At 45.1% G+C, this 18,069-nt stretch carries 17 protein-coding genes; 11 read left to right on the forward strand and 6 right to left on the reverse strand.

The genetic code is table 11. The features are described from left to right. Positions 1-57 precede the first annotated feature (57 nt). The 7 genes from FS666_RS08025 (at position 58) to FS666_RS08055 (ending at position 7,085) form a co-directional block, all read left to right on the forward strand. Positions 58-1,632, forward strand: a complete 1,575-nt coding sequence (locus FS666_RS08025; protein WP_144461305.1) for an alkaline phosphatase family protein — start codon at positions 58-60, stop codon at positions 1,630-1,632. Between the two features lie 36 nt (positions 1,633-1,668). Continuing rightward, complete coding sequence (locus tag FS666_RS08030) at positions 1,669-1,854, forward strand: hypothetical protein (protein ID WP_144461306.1); 186 nt, start codon at positions 1,669-1,671, stop codon at positions 1,852-1,854. Positions 1,855-2,090: 236 nt separating this feature from the next. Beyond that, positions 2,091-2,321: an AbrB/MazE/SpoVT family DNA-binding domain-containing protein gene (locus tag FS666_RS08035; protein WP_144461307.1), complete on the forward strand. Its 231-nt coding sequence runs from the start codon at positions 2,091-2,093 to the stop codon at positions 2,319-2,321. Between the two features lies 1 nt (position 2,322). Beyond that, a complete protein-coding gene (locus tag FS666_RS08040; RefSeq protein ID WP_144461308.1) occupies positions 2,323-2,730 on the forward strand; it encodes a type II toxin-antitoxin system death-on-curing family toxin in 408 nt (135 codons plus the stop codon). A 182-nt stretch (positions 2,731-2,912) separates the two neighbouring features. Further along, a complete protein-coding gene (locus tag FS666_RS08045; protein WP_144461309.1) occupies positions 2,913-3,386 on the forward strand; it encodes a CarD family transcriptional regulator in 474 nt (157 codons plus the stop codon). A 176-nt stretch (positions 3,387-3,562) separates the two neighbouring features. Continuing rightward, positions 3,563-6,523 (forward strand): formate dehydrogenase subunit alpha, encoded by a 2,961-nt coding sequence (gene fdhF, locus FS666_RS08050; protein WP_244943876.1) that lies wholly within the window; start codon positions 3,563-3,565, stop codon positions 6,521-6,523. Then, positions 6,516-7,085, forward strand: coding sequence for a helical membrane plugin domain-containing protein (locus FS666_RS08055; RefSeq protein ID WP_120070985.1), 570 nt, complete (start codon positions 6,516-6,518; stop codon positions 7,083-7,085). Before fdhF ends, FS666_RS08055 begins: the two co-directional genes overlap by 8 nt. 455 nt (positions 7,086-7,540) lie before the next feature. Here the strand turns inward: FS666_RS08055 and opp4C are convergent, their stop codons facing one another. The 5 genes from opp4C to FS666_RS08080 form a co-directional block, all read right to left on the reverse strand. Continuing rightward, complete coding sequence (gene opp4C / locus FS666_RS08060) at positions 7,541-8,452, reverse strand: oligopeptide ABC transporter permease (protein ID WP_120070979.1); 912 nt, start codon at positions 8,450-8,452, stop codon at positions 7,541-7,543. A 12-nt stretch (positions 8,453-8,464) separates the two neighbouring features. Continuing rightward, positions 8,465-9,415, reverse strand: coding sequence for an ABC transporter permease (locus FS666_RS08065; protein WP_120070976.1), 951 nt, complete (start codon positions 9,413-9,415; stop codon positions 8,465-8,467). Between the two features lie 87 nt (positions 9,416-9,502). Continuing rightward, complete coding sequence (locus FS666_RS08070) at positions 9,503-11,164, reverse strand: peptide-binding protein (RefSeq protein ID WP_120070972.1); 1,662 nt, start codon at positions 11,162-11,164, stop codon at positions 9,503-9,505. Between the two features lie 87 nt (positions 11,165-11,251). Next, positions 11,252-12,271: an ABC transporter ATP-binding protein gene (locus FS666_RS08075; protein ID WP_120070969.1), complete on the reverse strand. Its 1,020-nt coding sequence runs from the start codon at positions 12,269-12,271 to the stop codon at positions 11,252-11,254. Further along, positions 12,268-13,251, reverse strand: a complete 984-nt coding sequence (locus FS666_RS08080; protein WP_120070966.1) for an ABC transporter ATP-binding protein — start codon at positions 13,249-13,251, stop codon at positions 12,268-12,270. The genes FS666_RS08075 and FS666_RS08080 overlap by 4 nt, the downstream gene beginning before the upstream one ends. Before the next feature lie 353 nt (positions 13,252-13,604). Here FS666_RS08080 and FS666_RS08085 point away from each other — a divergent pair, with 353 nt between their 5' ends. After that, positions 13,605-14,051 carry a GNAT family N-acetyltransferase gene (locus FS666_RS08085; RefSeq protein ID WP_120070963.1) on the forward strand — a complete coding sequence of 149 codons (447 nt, stop codon included), beginning with the start codon at positions 13,605-13,607 and terminating at the stop codon, positions 14,049-14,051. A gap of 34 nt (positions 14,052-14,085) precedes the next feature. Here the strand turns inward: FS666_RS08085 and FS666_RS08090 are convergent, their stop codons facing one another. Then, the gene (locus FS666_RS08090; RefSeq protein WP_120070960.1) at positions 14,086-14,235 is read right to left on the reverse strand and encodes a lmo0937 family membrane protein; all 150 of its coding nucleotides are present in this window, start codon (positions 14,233-14,235) and stop codon (positions 14,086-14,088) included. Between the two features lie 158 nt (positions 14,236-14,393). Here FS666_RS08090 and FS666_RS08095 point away from each other — a divergent pair, with 158 nt between their 5' ends. From FS666_RS08095 to rodA, 3 genes are all read left to right on the forward strand, one after another. After that, on the forward strand, positions 14,394-15,830 hold the full coding sequence (locus FS666_RS08095; RefSeq protein WP_120070957.1) for a phospholipase D family protein: 1,437 nt from the start codon (positions 14,394-14,396) through the stop codon (positions 15,828-15,830). A 64-nt stretch (positions 15,831-15,894) separates the two neighbouring features. Further along, a complete protein-coding gene (locus FS666_RS08100) occupies positions 15,895-16,494 on the forward strand; it encodes a spore coat protein (protein WP_120070953.1) in 600 nt (199 codons plus the stop codon). A gap of 336 nt (positions 16,495-16,830) precedes the next feature. Beyond that, positions 16,831-18,006, forward strand: coding sequence for a rod shape-determining protein RodA (gene rodA, locus FS666_RS08105; RefSeq protein ID WP_120070950.1), 1,176 nt, complete (start codon positions 16,831-16,833; stop codon positions 18,004-18,006). Positions 18,007-18,069 lie beyond the last annotated feature (63 nt).

The raw sequence follows: 18,069 nt of genomic DNA on the forward strand, positions 1-18,069 counted from the left end.
GTATCGACTAGGGACATATTACATCTTAAGAAAAGGAAAGAGTAAAGGATGAGGAAAATGTTATATGTTTTAATCATCGTGATCGTTGTGGTGGCGATCATCTTTTTGATAAGAGGTCTTAAACCTGCAAATCAGTCATTGGAACGTAAAGCTATCACAAAAACGGAAAATCCCGTCATTCTACTGATCATTGATTCTTTGATGGACGAGCCACTAAAGCAGGCAATCAAAAAGGGGCGCGCACCGGCGTTAAAATATTTAATCGAACAGGGCCGCTATTATCCAAACATGATCAGCAGCTATCCAACGATGTCAGTAACGATTGACAGCTCGCTTCTGACCGGTACATATTCGGATAAGCATCGGGTACCCGGCCTTGTTTGGTATGATGAAAAAGAAAAGCGGCTTGTAAATTATGGAAGTGCCAAAGAAGAAGTGTTTAAATTGGGAATTAAACAGGTGGTTAAAGACAATCTGTATCATTTAAATCACTCCCACTTAAGCCGTGACGTAAAGACCATACATGAAAAATTGGCGGAAAAAGGATTGGAAAGCGCGTCGATAAATGCACTCGTCTATAGAGGCAATGAAAAGAAGACGTTAAATCTTTCAAAAGTATTATCGAAATTGGACATAATGCCCGAAAGCTTTCAAATTGAAACCCCATTATTGTTTTCCTACGGAGCACTGGCACAGTTTAGCCCGACAAACAATCAAAACACCCAATTATGGGAAAGGTATGGATTTAATGACAAATTTACAGCCCAGGAATTAAAATATTTAATTCAAAATGGAAAGCTTCCCGCTTTTACCATCGCCTATTTCCCGGATCTTGATAAAAATGTTCACGAAAAAGGCCCCATAAATCATATAGACAGTATTGAAAAAACCGATAAGCAAATTCAGGAGGTACTGAATGCATATGAGTCTTGGGACGAAGCAGTGCAGTCTGCCATTTGGATCGTGATGGGAGACAGCGGGCAGGCCAAGGTCGGGAAAGACAAAACCAAATCCTTAATCCAATTAAACGAGATTTTGGACTCCCATTATAAAATACACAAAATCACAGAACCGGTAAAAGATGATGATCAAATTGTCATTGGATATAACGAAAGAATGGCTTTCATTTATAATTTGGATCCAAATATAACGCTTGAAGAAATCGCAGGCCATCTTCAGCAAGACGAGCGAATGAATCTGATTGCCTGGAAAAGTGGTGCAGATGTGCATGCAGCGGCAAATGGCCATAAAGAAAAATTAACATTCCGCCCCAATGGGGATTATAAGGATCCATATGGCCAGTCATGGTGGCTGCATGGGGATTATTCCGTTTTGGATCTTTCCGTAAACAACCGGCAAATTGAATACGGAACTTACCCGGATGCACTGGCCCGATTGCACAGTTCATTACATTCCCATTCCGGAAACTATATCATCGTTGACGCAAAGCCCGGCTTCGAATTTGCCGGCGAAGGTACACCTGTTCATCCCGGAGGAGCGGCACACGGATCCATACACGAACAGGATTCATTGATACCAATGATCGTAACGGGAACGGAAACAAAGCCAGAGCATATGAGAGTCGTTGACTTATATCCCTGGATTATGAACCTCCCCTCCTTAGCCGATTAAAAAGCGAATCGGCTTGAAGGGTTTCCGCTGGCTTGCATGAATCCAGTTTTCGCCGACGGTTCCCAGATACAGTCGTTGCCCGGAGGGGAGAAAAAAGGACACGCGATACCGGGCGCAGCCTTTGTTTCTTTGGCTGCCGCAGTGGTTGAGCGCCTGGCAAACAGGCTTCCATCTTCGGCAACGGAAGGTCAAACGATGCCAAAGGCGCTCCATTTGTTTTAAGCTTGGTTGTGATATAATTGTAATAAAATAACAAGCAGGAGATGATAAAATGGCGCGCCGTTACACTTACAATGATATAGAAGATATTTTAGATAAAATTAGAAAAAGTTTGATTTAAAAAAATGATAATGATGAACTAACTGATTTGGAATTTCAGGATAATGATGATGTAATTATATTGAACCTAAAATCAAAAAAACAACTGCTGAGAAAAAAGCCATTTTAAAATAACGCAGATGGGAAATAGCAATGGTGTAACCCTTCCAACTGAAGCATTAGAACATATGGGTGTAAAAAGAGGGGATGACGTTTCCCTGTATTTAGAAAAGGACGGCAGAATCTATTTGAAAAAAAATGAGCACCTGGATTTTGAAGGATTAGAAGGAATCGACCAAAAGTTTCTTGATGGCATGAAACAACTCTTTAATGATTATGATAATACTTTAAGAAATTTGGCGGATAAATGAATTGGACGAAGTCAGGTTCTTAACGGAAAAAGAAATCATATTCATCAATGCAATGGTCGTTAAACAATATACGCCAACAGAAGAAATCCGGGTTAAAGAGCCGAGTTTGTTAAATAGTGCGGTGAACCGGCCGAAACAAAGCGCGTTTGGTGAAGACGCTTATCCGACCATTTGGCTGAAAGCCGCTGCGTTGTTTGAAAGTATCGCCAAGAATCACGCTTTCGCCGTCGGGAATAAGGGCACAGGATTTGCCGCGTTATATCAGTTTTTATGGGTGAATGGCTACCGCTTGAGGATCGATGAGGAAGGGGCGGAAGAATTTGCCCTTGCAATTGTGAAGAAAAAGCCGCCTATTCCATTGAAAGAAATAGCGGAAACTATAGAGAAGTATGCAGAAAGGCTTCCTTAAAAGAAGGGAGCTTTTTTTGGTCTTTTATTAATGTAACAAAATGCATGTTTTGTCCAAAAAAACCGCCATTTTTTCCAAAAAAGTATTGACTGAACATATAATGGATGTTAAAATATATAAATTTTCCAATTTTACTTATTTGTGATATAATTAACATGTGAGTAAATTTGGAGGTGGACAATTTGTTCCAAGTAGGTGATAAAGTTTTTTATCCGATGCACGGAGCAGGTATTGTGACAGCCATTGAGGAGAAAGATTTTCGCGGGGAAATGGAAAGCTATTGTTTAATCACCATTCCCAGCAGTCATATGGATGTAATGCTGCCTTTGAAAAAAGCATCAAAAGCCGGTTTGCGCTTAATTGTAGATCAACAGGCAGCTAAGGAAATACTCCAGGATTATTATCATGCCGAGTTTGATTGCACACTGCCATGGAAACAAAGGTACAGTTCAAACATGGAGAAAATCAAGACGGGAGAGTTTGAGGCCGGCCTTGAAGTGGTGAGTGACCTCTTGTACCGGAATAAGGAAAAACCGCTTAACGGCAGCGAAAAACAGATGCTTAACAATGCAAAGCGGTTGGTTGGAAGCGAACTGTCTTTAATCAAAGATATAAGTGAAAGCCAGGCAGAAGACTTATTGGAATTGCGGGGTTAAGGGGGTTTTTCTCCATTTGCAAAAGTGGGGGGAGGCTCCTTTTTTTATTGTTTATAACCAACTGAAAAGGGTAAATCTGTATGTGACCCATTAACGTTTCTTTGAAAAATACACCTTTAAATGGTAGACTTTATTGTAATCAGAACTTTCAAATGATTAGGAAGGGAGAGTTGGATTTGGCATCGGAATATAAGGTGACGATTGATGGTGAACGGATAAAGGTTAAAGGAACGGGCACCGTTATGGAAACATTGAAAGCGCTTGATGTTTCTGTTCCGGATGTTTGTTTTCACCCGAGCCTGGGTGCGATTGAAACTTGCGACACTTGTATTGTGAAGGTGAACGGAGAGTTCGTCCGTTCCTGCTCAACGGAGATTAAAAGCGGTGATATCGTAGAGACGGGAACGAAAGAAGTCAAAGAAGCACAGGTCATTGCGATGGATCAAATTTTGCACAATCACGAGTTGTATTGCACTGTCTGCGATTACAATAATGGCACTTGCGAGGTACATAACACTGTAAAAGAGATGAAGATCAACCACCAAAGCATCCCCTTTGAGCCAAAGCCGTACGAAGTGGACAACTCCCACCCTTTTTACCGGTATGACCCCGACCAGTGCATCCTATGCGGCCGCTGCGTGGAGGCATGCCAAAACGTGCAGGTGACCGAAACGCTTTCGATTGATTGGGAAAGGGAGCATCCGCGGGTCATCTGGGACAATGATGTTCCCATCAACGAATCATCCTGCGTTTCATGCGGACATTGCTCAACAGTCTGTCCGTGCAATGCCATGATGGAAAAAGGGATGCTCGGAGAAGCCGGATATTTGACCGGACTCAAGCGGGAAACTTTGCGTCCGATGATTGACTTGACAAAGGATATAGAAACGGGTTACGGCTCAATCCTTGCCATTTCGGATATGGAAGCCGCCATGAGGGAAGAACGGATCAAAAAGACGAAAACAGTCTGTACCTATTGCGGTGTAGGCTGCAGCTTCGACATTTGGACCAAAGGCAGAAAGATTTTAAAAGTGGAGCCGAATGCCGAGGCGCCGGCCAATGGCATCTCCACATGCGTCAAAGGAAAATTCGGCTGGGATTTTGTCAACAGCGAAGACCGTCTGACGAAACCCCTCATCCGTGAAGGAGAGGTGTTCCGCGAAGCGGAGTGGGACGAGGCCCTTGACCTGATCGCCAAAAAAATGACCGAAATCAAGGAGGAATCCGGCCCTCATGCGTTGGGTTTTATCAGTTCTTCCAAATGTACAAATGAAGAGTCCTATTTAATGCAGAAGCTGGCCAGAGGTGTCATCGGAACAAACAATATCGACAACTGCTCAAGGTACTGCCAGTCTCCTGCCACGATGGGATTATTCCGGACAGTTGGCTATGGCGGGGACTCCGGCTCCATCACGGATATCGAGCAGGCGGAAATGGTGCTGATCATCGGATCAAACACCGCCGAGTCACATCCTGTATTGGCCACAAGGGTCAAGCGCTCACATAAGCTAAAAGGGCAAAAACTTGTTGTTTCCGATCTGAGAGAACATGAGATGGCCCAAAGGGCTGATCTGTTCATTAAACCGGAACCGTCCTCGGATCTCGTATGGCTGTCGGCCGTAACAAAATATATCATTGACCAAGGCTGGGCGGATAAGGATTTTATCGATGAAAAAGTGAATGGCTTTGATGAATACTATAAAAGCCTGGAAGAATTTACATTGGAACATGCCGAACAGGTAACAGGGATTTCCAGAGACGACATGATCCGAATTGCTGAAATGATCCACGGCTCTGAAAGCCTGGCAGTGCTTTGGGCGATGGGTGTTACACAGCAGATGGGCGGAAGCGATACGAGCACAGCGATTTCCAACCTTTTGCTTGTGACAGGAAATTACGGACGTCCGGGAACCGGCTCCTATCCGCTCCGCGGCCACAATAATGTGCAGGGAGCAAGCGATTTTGGCAGCATGCCGGACAGATTCCCGGGTTATGAAAAAGTGGCTGACAAGGAAGTGCGGGCCAAATATTCCGAAGCCTGGGGCACAGAAGTTCCTGAGCATCCGGGATTAAACAACCATGATATGGTTGATGCGATGCATGACGGCACACTAAGGGCCTTGTATTTAAAGGGTGAAGAAATGGCCCTTGTCGATTCCAACGTCAACTACGTCAGGGCAGGGTTTGAAAAACTTGATTTCTTCGTTGTCCAGGATATTTTCTTTTCAAAAACAGCCGAATACGCCGATGTCATTTTGCCTGCTTCTCCAAGCCTTGAAAAAGAAGGGACTTTTACAAACACGGAAAGGCGTTTCCAACGGCTTTATCAGGTATTTGAACCGCTTGGTGATTCAAAGCCCGACTGGCAAATCATCATGGCCATTGCCAACAAACTTGGTGCTGATTGGAAATATGAACATCCGAGCGAAATCATGGAAGAAGCGGCAAAGCTTGCACCTCTGTTTGCAGGGGTAAGGTATGAATTGCTTGAAGGGTATAACACGCTTCAATGGCCTGTAAAAGAAGACGGCACGGATTCACCGCTTCTTTTCACAGACGGTTTCCCGTTCCCGGATAAAAAAGCGAGGCTGTTCCCGGTCAAATGGACAACGCCGCTTGAGTATGAGGAGAAATACGACATCCATCTTAACAACGGGCGCTTGCTGGAACACTTTCATGAAGGGAATCTCACATACCGCTCCAAGGGGATATCTTCAAAAACGCCAAGTGTTTTCCTTGAAGTTTCCCCCGAGCTTGCGAAAGAAAGAAGATTGGTCAGCGGAACTCTTGTCAGGCTTATATCTCCGTATGGCCAGGCGGTCGTCAAATGCCATGTGACGGACCGCGTGAAAGGTAAGGAAGTATACCTTCCGATGAATGATGCAGGAAATGCGGCTATCAACCTGTTGACGAGCAGTTTCGCCGATAAAGATACGGATACCCCGGCATATAAAGATATCATGGTCAAAATGGAAATAGTCGAGGAGAAGGGGGAAGACCCGCTTCCAAGAATCAATCACCGTTTTGGAAATCCGAATCCACAAAAAGGTGTGGAGGTCGAGAGAAAATGGGCAAGGCACGACTATGTCTTTCCTGGTGACCTTGTAAAAAGGAAGGGGCTGAAGACGAATGGCTGAACCAATTAAAAACATTCAATTCAAGCCAATGGATGAGGAAGCTCAAAGAAGGCAGGATATGATGGAAATCGAAGATGCCCTTTTGGCCAATAAGGACTCGATATTGGACGTTTTGGAAGTCATCGGCCACCTGAAACATAGGGGGATTCTCGATATAGCCAAAGGGCTGCTGGGACAAGGTGATAAGGTCATGGACATTGCGGTTAACTTAGCGAACATGCCTGAAAATAAAAATTCCCTTAAAAACCTCCTTCTGCTTTTGGGGACAATCGGAATGATCAACGTGACCCAGCTGGAACCGATTTTATTAAAATTAAATGCAGGAATCGCGAGAGTTGCGGAGATAGAAGATAAAGAATCGGAAAAAACAAGCTATCTTGGCATGGCGCGTGCATTAAGAGATCCTGAAATCAACCGTTCGATCACTATGCTTCTGGAATTTTTAAGAGGCATGGGAACAGATGTAAGTGATCTGGAAAAAAACGAACCGGCCCAGACAGAGCCTTCCATAAATAAGGGCAAGACACAAGAACCGGAAAAGAAAAAAGCCGAGGGTAATTAATCCCGGCTTTTTTCTTTGGATGAATATAAATGGGCACGGTCTTAACGGCTATCTGCTTTCGCTTTCTAATGTCTAGCTCCGGGCGGCAGGGGCTCGAGGTCGCTTCGGTCAAGCAGATGAAGTCAAAGAACGACTTCACCCGCTCGCCCTCCGACGGACAGGACGTCCTAGTGCCACCGAAGCCACAGGACAAGGAAAGCTACGGCAGCATTACATCGTACGAAGGAAAAGCGTAAGCTTTTTCGAGGATGTGGCGCTTTGAGGCGGCCAGCGCTTGTCGCCCCTAATCAGCCGCCCCCCGCTTTTCTAGTGTCCAGCTTCGGTGCCTATCGACTAGCTGACTTCACTCCTCCTCCTACGATAAGTCAACATCGCTCCGCTTCGCTTTGCGTGTTTCCTTTATCTCGTCGGAGTCGCTCCAGTCTGTACGTCGATGGACAGGCACCTCCGCTTTTCTAATCCCCCTTCGGGTCCAAAGCATCCCTTAAACCGTCTCCCACAAAGTTAAAGCACAGGACCGTAATTAAGATCAACAGTCCCGGAAATGCGGGGTACCATGGCGCTTTCAGCAGAACGGTAAAGTTCTGGGCATCCTCCAGCATATTTCCCCAGCTCGGTGTAGGCGGCTGGACGCCGAGCCCCAGATAGCTTAAAGCGGCTTCTGTCAGGATGACAGTACCGACAAGCAAGGTGGCTGTAACAATAATAGGGCCCATGGCATTCGGCAATATATGGCTAAAGATGATTTTTACGGGCCTTGTCCCAATCGTCCTCGAGGCGAGCACAAACTCCCTCGTTCTTAATGTTAAAAATTCCCCCCGTACAATTCTGGCAGTGGTGGTCCATGAGGTGATGGCCATTACAAGGATGAGCTTGTTCACGCTTGGCTGAAAAATCGTCACGATCGTAATTAGCAGGAATATCGATGGAATGGAAATAATGATATCGACAAATCTCATTAATAATGCATCAACCAGTCCACCGTAATAGCCGGCAATGGCGCCGATAGTTGTTCCTATGATCAAGGCCCCCGCTACGGATCCAAAACCCACAAGAAGGGAAATTCTTCCCCCATACAAAAGTCGGGAAAAGATGTCGCGCCCGAATCGATCTGTGCCAAGCCAATTTTCTGAACTGGGAGGCGCCAGCTTATTGGCCAGGCTGGTCGCTCCGGGATCATACGGGGCAATCCAGGGAGCGAGCAGCGCGGAAAGTATGATGATAAAAAGGACGATCGCGCCGAATACGGCCAATTTGTTTTTTATAAATTTGCGGATGAATATTCTGGTGAGTGTTTCCGGTTTTTCTTTGATTTCGGGGTTCATATTCAAGTTGTTGTATGCCGGTTCATAGTTTATTTGTGCCATATCATTCCCCCCTTAATACTCAATCCGCGGATCAAAAATAGCATATAAAATATCCGCCAATAAGTTTCCGATGACGACAAATACAGCTGTCAAGACAGTCACTGCCATGATAACAGGGTAATCACGAGTAAACGCAGATTCAATAAATAATCTCCCGATGCCCGGCCAGCTGAAAACCGATTCGGTGATGGCCGCTCCTGCAATGAAATTCGGGAGCATCAGGCCAAACATGGTGATAATTGGAATCATTCCGTTGCGTAACCCATGCTTCAACACTACTGTTCGTTCTTTGAACCCTTTCGATTTGGCCGTCCGGATATAATCCTGCTGCAAGACCTCCATCATACTGGAACGCGTGTAGCGGGTCAAAGCGGCCATATCTGCAGCGGCCAATACAAAGGCAGGCATGATCAGATGGTGAAGCCTGTCCCATATGCTAAATGGGGCGTTCAGCGTTGCGACCCCGCCTGTAGGAAACCACCCAAGCTGTACACCAAAAATAATAATCAACATGATTCCAAGCCAAAAATTTGGAGTGGCTACGCCAAGAAAAGAGCCGACTGTGACTGTATAATCCAGTTTGGTATACGGTCTCATAGCGGAAAAAATACCGAGCGGCACGGCAATGAGGAATGCTAATATGGTGGAGGTTGCCATAAGCAACAGGGTATTTGGAAGCCTGTTTAAAACCATTTCGCTGACTGGGACACCCCTCCGGATCAAAGACGTACCAAAGTCCCCCTTGGCCATATTCCCAAGCCATTTCCCATACTGAACATAAAGAGGGTCATTCAAACCATATTTTTCTTCAAGCTTTGCCCTGTCCTCCGGCTTTGTGCTCGGATCCATCAACAAAGATGTCGGCCCTCCGGGAGCGGCTTTGATAATGGCAAATGATAGAATGGTGATCCCGAGCAATAAAGGGATTGCCATGAGAACCCGCCGAATAATATAAGAAATCATTCACTATGCTCCTTCCGCTGCTGATGCATTTTATAATAGAACGATATGGGAAATGGCGTCCATTCCCCATATCGTCGGGCATGCCTGTTATTTGTTCAGCCACCACTGGTGAGGCTTGTAAATCGTATTTTTTGCGTGGAATTCATACCCTTCCAATTCAGCAGGCATTGCCCGGAACTCGGTCGGATAATAAAGGTAAGTGTACGGCTGGTCTTCTGCGAGCTTTTTCTGGATTTCACCGAGCATTTCTTTCCGTTTTTCCTGGTCTAACTCTTGAAGCTGCTCATCCATCAATTTATCAAGCTCCGGATTCGAATAGCCTGTAAAGTTGAGCCCTTTCTCAATTTCTTTCGTGTGGTAAATCCCGCTTGGGTCCGGATCTGTAGCAAGCGACCAGCCAAGGACGATTGCGTCAAAATTCCAGACTCCCGGATCAATATCCGCAATCAGTGAGCTGAACTCCACAACCTTCGGCTTCGCTTCAATGCCCACTTCCTTCAACTGTTCCTGCAATAATACAACAATGTCTTCTCTGGCTTTATTTCCTTGGTTTGTTTTCACTTCAAATGAGAATTTCTTGCCGTCCTTTTCAAGAATGCCGTCACTTCCGGGCTTCCAGCCGGCATCTGCAAGCATTTTCTTCGCTTTTTCCGGATCATAGTCAAAATGCGGCACATCCTCATTATATGCCCAGCTTAATGGGCTTTCCGGAACATGGGCCACCTCCCCGTAGCCTTCCACTATTTCATTTACGATTGTCTCGCGGTCAATCGCATGTGTGATCGCCTGGCGCACCTCTTTATCCTTGAACAAGTCATTTCTTAAGTTGCCGGCAAAGAAATTATATTGAAGGGCCAATCCTTCTTCCACTTTGATTCCAATCTCATCTTGGAAAGATTTCACCGTTTCAATGTCTGAAGGCGGAACGGCGTCCCAGAAGTCGATGTCACGGTTTTGGAGCTGTGTCAGCATGGCATTTGCATCCGGCACAAATTTCAGTGTGATCGTATCCAAATGCGGACGGCCCTGGTAGTAATCATCGAAGGCTTCAACTTTTAAGTATTCGCCGTCCTTCCATTCCACAAATTTGAATGGGCCCGTACCGATTGGATTTTTTGTATTGAATTCATGGTCTCCAAGTTCGGCCACAGGGACGTCTTTCAAAATATGCTCCGGTAAAATTTTATAGCTCAAGCCGACAGTATGGAATTGTGCATCCTTTTTTTTCATATGGAATTTAACGGTTAAGTCATCAACTTTTTCAACACTTTCCAATGCTTCGAAATTAGATTTGCGCGGCCCGTCATAGTCTTTATGCAGTGGTATGTTGTAAGTGAAAACGACATCATCGGCAGTCAAATCTTCCCCGTCGTGGAATTTGATGCCTTCTTTCAATTTCACTGTATATGTCAATCCATCCTCGGATTCTTCGACACTCTCGGCCAGCTCATCTGTGTTGGGAGTGAAATCCTCCTTATTTGAGCCGACAAGGCCATCAAAAATCAAATCTTCGACGTCTCCGCTCACATTATCATCCGAATAAAGCGAGTTAAACAGAGTAGGTGAGCCGCCATAACCCATGACAAGGTCTCCGCCATCCACCGGTTCTTTATTTTCGGCCGCTTTATCCTCTTCCTTTGATTTGTCCCCGTCCGTAGCCGTTTTATCCCCGCCGCTGCATGCAGCGAGAAACAACGAAAGAACAAGCATCATGCACAATATTAACCAAGCCGGTTTTCTCATTGTCATGCCCCCCATTAAAGAATTTTTTGGTATTCAAATGAACGATTGACCACTCCGCCATGAATCACCCCTTTCAAGTGTCGTCGACTGCCCTCACTGGTATAAATGGCAGGCAACATAATGCTCCTTTTTCATCTCTTTGAATTCTGGAGTGACTACTTTGCACACATCCATCGCCGCCGGACAGCGGGTATGGAAGACACAGCCTGCAGGCGGGTTGGCCGGGCTTGGCAGATCCCCTTTTAAAATAATTCTTTCCCGCTTCTCCACTCCGCGTTTTCTTGGCACAGGAACGGCAGATAGGAGTGCCTTCGTATATGGATGAAGAGGGTCCTCATATAAATCTTTTTTTCTTGCAAATTCCATGATTTTTCCCAGGTACATGACGGCGACCCGGTCACTTATATGGCGGACAACGCTTAAATCATGTGATATAAAAATGTAAGTAAGGCCGAACTCTTCCTGCAGATCCTCCATTAAGTTGATGATCTGTGCCTGGATGGAGACATCCAGTGCCGAAACGGCCTCGTCCGCTATAATCAACTCCGGTTGAAGGGCCAGGGCGCGGGCTATCCCGATACGCTGGCGCTGTCCGCCGGAAAACTCATGCGGATACCGGTTGATGAATGATGGATTGAAACCGACACGTTCCAGAAGCTCGGCAATTTTCTCGTCGCGGCCTTTTCGGTCATATAAATGATGGGTAATGAGCGGCTCGCTTAAAATAGATTTCAATGTTTTCCGCGGGTTCATGGAAGCATACGGATCCTGAAAAATCATTTGAATATTTTTTCTGACTGTGCGGCCGAGCATACTTTCAGGCAGATGGGAAATGTCCCTGCCTTTAAAAAGGACTTTTCCTTCAGTCGGTTCATACAATCGGATGAATGTCCGTCCGGCCGTCGACTTGCCGCAGCCCGATTCACCGACAATCCCCAATGTTTCCCCTTTATTTACAAAAAGAGAGATGCCGTCGACTGCCTTGATGTGCCCGGTGGCCCTTTGAAAGATCCCTGATTTGATTGGAAAATGCTTGGCCAAATTAACGGCTTCGAGCATGTACTCCGTTTCATTTTCGTTCAGTTTTTTCTGCTTTTCCAAGGTTGTTGTCATGATCGGGCCTCCTCTTTTGCATATAAAAAGCAGCGCACTGACCGGGAGCTTTCGACTGTCAGCAATCCGGGAACTTCCTGGAGGCAGCGGTCAAACGCATGCGGGCAGCGGGAGGCAAAACGGCACCCTTTCGGATAATGCTCCGGTGAGGGAACGTTGCCCTGGATGGCCACAAGCCTTTCGGCATCATCATCGATGGATGGGATTGAATTCATCAGACCGACAGTATATGGATGCAAAGGTTCATTGAACAAGTCATCAACCTGAGCTTCCTCTACAACTTGACCGCAATACATGACAAGTACTTTGTCGGCGATCTCGGAAACGACACCAAGGTCATGGGTTATTAATAGGATGGAGGTATGAAACTGTTTGCTCAAATCTTTCATCAAGTCAAGGATTTGAGCCTGGATTGTCACATCCAGTGCGGTTGTAGGTTCATCGGCGATGAGCAGCTTCGGATTGCAGCTCATGGCAATGGCAATCATGACACGTTGTCTCATCCCGCCCGAAAGCCTGTGCGGATAATCATCAAGCATTTCTTTGGGACGGGAAAATCCCACCATTTTCAGCAGGTCGATTGCCTTTCTGGCTGCTTCCTTTTTGGATAGTTTCTTGTGATAGATCAGCACTTCTGTGATTTGCTCGCCGATTGTCAAAACGGGGTTTAAAGAGGTCATCGGCTCCTGAAATATCATAGATATATCATTTCCGCGGATACGGTACATCTCTTCTTCTGGAAGCGTTGCCAAATCGGTCCCGTCAAAAAAAATGCTGCCGTCTACGATTTCCCCCGGGGGGCTTGGAACTAATCTCATAATGGAGAGGGAAGTGATGCTTTTTCCGGATCCGGACTCCCCGACCAGCGCAACGGTTTCTCCTTTATGAATGTTGATGTCGACTCCGTCCACTGCAGGTATCACTTTTTTATTTGTAAAGAAATGAGTTTTTAAATTTTTTACATCTAGTAATGTTGTCATGTCAGATCACCGTCCTTGAGTATATGGCCTCTGTAGAAAAATTGGCGGTATTCAGGTAATTGTATCTATTACTATATCAATCTTTTTATTAGAAAACATGAGCCTTATGGTCTATTCCTAGTGCTGTTGAACGATGTCGAAGGGAGGTTGATAGGCGTTCAGTCATAGTAAAATATGCTTTTTTTAGCAAAAATATGATGGATTTTAAATTGGCGTTATTTTCAAAATTATATACCAGAATCTCATCAAAATAAAGCCCTTGGACAAAAATGCGGGCAAAAATACTTCGCAAATCTAAAAAGAATCATGCTATAATCATTCAAAAAAATTGACATGAAGAGGGACGATTGCGAATGAATTGGAAAATAAAGACATTTGATGAATTGACAACTAATGAGCTATATGCCATATTGCGGGAGCGCGTGGACATTTTTGTTGTGGAACAGCAATGTGCCTACAGGGAGCTTGATAATTTTGATCAGTCTTCATACCATATATATGCCTGCGATGGAAAGGAAATTGCAGCCTATGCGCGAATATTGCCATCAGGTACGGCGTATCCGGAACTATCGATAGGAAGAGTATTAGTAAAGGAGTCATATAGAGGACGCGGCTTAGCCGTTGAATTAATGAAAAGGGCTCTTGACTTTATTCGTGAAGAGCTGAAAGAAAAGGTGGTCAGGCTTCAGGCCCAGGAATATTTGCTGTCTTTTTATGGTTCGCTCGGATTTGAGAAAATTTCGGAAGTATACTTGGACGAGGGAATTCCTCATGCAGATATGCTGCTGAAATTTAAATAGGAAGACCGCTCCGATTTTCGGAGCGGTCTTTGTTTTAACCCGTTTTATTTCTCCCCGTAACCAGATTAATGATAAAGATGATGACAGCCGCAACGAGCAGAATGTGAATGAGTGCGCCGCCGACCTTTGCAACAAGGCCCAGAATCCATAATACAAGCAATATACCAATGATTGTCCAAAGCATTCGTTTCACTTCCCTTCGTGGTAAGGCTTGCTTGTCTTATGTTTACCCGGTCACTGGCAATTAAAACTATTCCTTTTTTGGTAAAAGAAGGCAGCAAGTTTTGTGAAAACGGGATAGGGAAAGTAAAGGGTAAATAAGTCCTCACCGGGGTGGTTTGTATGAGAAAGCGGAAAATGAAAAGATGGCTGATCGGCACTTTGGCCCTTTTTTTATGTGTGTTTTTTTCGGTCATCTATTACGAATCAACAAAGTCTCTTCCGGTAGGAGTCCCCTTTGAAGGAAAGGTGCATCAAGTGCCTGACGGATCCATTTCCTTTTTATATGATTTGACATACAAGGACGGGAATCATGAAAAAACAGACCAGCATATGTTCAAGGCCGTCTTTGAAGCTATAGAGGATGCAGAGGAATTTATTGTTCTTGATTTCTTTTTATATAACGATTATTACGATCATGACCAGAAGTTCCCGCCGCTCAGCTCCACCCTTACTGAAAAATTGATCGCAAAGAAAAGGGAAAACCCCAATATTCAAATTGTTCTTATAACCGATGAAATCAATACTTCTTATAATTCCCACAAAAATTGGCAGTTTGAAAACTTGAAGAAAAATGGGATTGACGTCCTGATGACTGACGTTGATCCTCTCAGGGATTCAAACCCTTTGTATACAGCGGTCTGGAGAATGTTTTTTCAATGGTTCGGCCAGGAGGGAAAGGGAATTTTCCCCAATGCCATGGCTGATGATGCGCCCAACATGACAGGACGGTCTTACCTGAAGCTTCTGAATATCAAAGCCAACCACCGAAAGACAGTGGCTACGGAAAAAACAGCTCTCATCCTGTCGGGAAATCCCCATGATGCCAGTGCCTTTCATTCGAATATCGGATTCCGGATTGACGGCCCGATCGTCGGGGATTTGCTTGAATCCGAGCAGGCAGCTGCTAATCTTGCGGGAGGCAAGAAGCTTCCCCGCTACGGCGGCAATGAAAGTTCATCAGGGAACAATAAGGTTCAGCTCATTACGGAAGGAAAGGTATTGGAGAAAACATTATCATCCATCAATTCAACAGGTAAAGGGGACGAGTTATGGCTTTCCATGTTTTATTTGGCAGAGAGAAAAGTAATCGATGCTCTGCTTGATGCGGATAAGCGAGGGGTACATATAAAAATCATCCTTGACCCAAATGAAAATGCATTCGGTTCCCAAAAAACGGGCCTCCCAAATAAGCCTGTTGCACAGGAGCTTGATGAAGAAACGGACAGCCGAATAAAAATTCGCTGGTACAACACAGGGCAGGAACAATATCATACGAAGCTCCTGTATATTAAGAAAAAAGACAAAGTGCTCATCACTGGAGGCTCAACCAATTTCACCGCAAGAAATCTGGATAACTTCAATCTTGAAACAAACGTATATATAGAAACTCCCGTCAATTCCCGGCTTGCAAAAGAGCTGGACCATTATTTTAAAAGGCAATGGACGAACGAAGATGGGCAATTCACTGTCGATCTGAAGGAAAATGTAAGTCCGCTGACCTTTGGGCAGCGAGTTGTTTATTTTTTGCAAAAGGTGTTCTACTTCACGACTTTTTAACACGCACGAATAAAACCGGCGCGTTAAACAAAAATAAGAGCAGACAGATGGAGGTGAAAAGACGATGCAATTGGCTGCGCATGAATTTCGCGATCTGACAGAATTGATTGCAAGCTGTTATAATACGGTCACTTGTCTGGGGGCGTTTATCAATCAGGCTCAGGACCCGGAACTGAAATCAATGCTCCAAAGGCATTACCCCAAACATATCGCTGACTACAACATGAAGGTGGAGTTTGTCCAAAGTGCCTCTACCCCGGATATAACGAAATTTCAGCCCGATGAGTTGAAGGGGAGATTGGCTAATTACACGGAGCCGCCGCAAATAGTGAGCGCATCAGCCCCAAGAACGGATGCGACCACGCATACGGACCGTGAAATTGCCTTGGCTTATCTGCTCAACCAGAAGGCAGCGGCAAAGAACTATGCAAGCTCCGTATTGGAATGCGCCAACCCTGAATTAAGGACTTTCCTGGAGAACGCTTTTCTAAACAGCAGCAGGCATTCATACGATGTATGGCAATATATGGCCCAAAAGGGCTACTACCCGCTTTCCCCTGCTCCGCAGGAAGACATCCAGATGGTCAGCAGCATGTATCAAATCGTACCGCAGCCTCCGCTATTCGGGGGGCAGCAGGAACATCCGCAAACATTTTTACAGTAATTGAAGGAGGCAGCCCAAGCGGCTGCCTTTCTTTTTAAAAGATAAGTATAAAATTTTACCGAATTTTCTCTTCGAACAAAGGTTATGTAATGTCCAGCGTCCAGCACCTAGCCCCTCGAGGTCCCAAGCCGCTTCCCTGTTCGCTTACGAACTGCCTCCTCGGGAATCGTCTTGTGCTTGTCGGGGCTAATCAGGGCGCTTGCGCTTTTCTTTAAGATGACAATTTTTGACTGTATCCGAAATGGACATAATTTGCTCCTTTTTAAATCATCCATCATTCAGTATAATGTTAAGATGGTTACAACGTGATTTTTTGATTAAAGAGGAGATAGCGGAATGACCTCACAGAGAAAACAAATACCCAAAATTGACTATGGGATCATTTTAACCTTGATGTTAATGATGATCGCAAGCTTAATCATTATTTACAGCGCCCAGACAACAGGCCAATATAAACAAAACTTCGTCCTGCAGCAGATCATGTGGTATACAATAGGCTCGGTTGCGGCTGCTTTTGTCATACAATTTGATTCTGAACAGATGAGAAAGATTTCCTGGTATTTATATGGAATCGGTCTTGTTATGCTTATTATCTTATTTCTTTCACCGGAAAATATTGATTTTACGAGGAAAGTAAACGGAGCGCAAAGCTGGTTTTTCATTCCAAAAGTCGGAGCCATTCAGCCGTCGGAATTTATGAAGGTATTTACGATATTGGCGCTGGCCAGAATTGCGACGGATCACCACGTGAAATTCATCCATAAAACGACGAAAACGGACTTTTGGCTATTGGTGAAGCTTGGAATTGCTACAGCGGTTCCTGTGGCATTTATTTTAAAGCAGCCGGACCTCGGAACTTCGCTCGTATTCCTGGCTATTTTTCTCGGAATGGTTCTCGTATCCGGAATCACTTGGAAGCTGCTTGTCCCAATCTTTACAGGTGTTTCCCTGTTTGGGGGAACGGTCCTCTATATAGCGATCAAAATGCCGCAGTATTTAAAGTTCCTTGGCGTCAAGCAGTACCAATTCAAACGGATTTATTCCTGGCTTGACCCTTACACGTATCAGTCGAATGAAGGCTTCCAGCTTGTGAAGTCGCTCCTTGCGATCGGATCGGGAATGACGAGCGGAAAAGGATTCGGAAACAGGGAAGTTTACATGCCGGAAAGCCATTCGGACTTTATTTTCAGCACGCTTGGGGAAGAGTTCGGGTTTATCGGCGGAAGCATCGTCATCAGTCTCTTTTTCTTATTGATTTATCAGATTACAAGAGTCGGATTGGATACGAAAAATCCATTCTATTCCTATATTTGTGTAGGTGTCATCTCGATGATCGCCTTTCACGTGTTCCAGAACATCGGCATGACGATTGGACTGCTTCCGATTACAGGGATCCCGCTTCCTTTCATCAGCTACGGGGGAAGCTCGCTGCTTTCGAATATGCTTGCGATTGGAATTATCATGTCCATACGCTACCACTATAAAAAATATATGTTTTCATCGAATGACTAGGAAAAGCGCAAGCGCCTTGCCCATCGACGTACAGACTGGAGTGCCTCCGACGAGATAAAGGAT

Source organism: Siminovitchia fortis, assembly GCF_007681465.1.
Taxonomy (GTDB): Bacteria; Bacillota; Bacilli; order Bacillales; family Bacillaceae_C; genus Siminovitchia; species Siminovitchia fortis.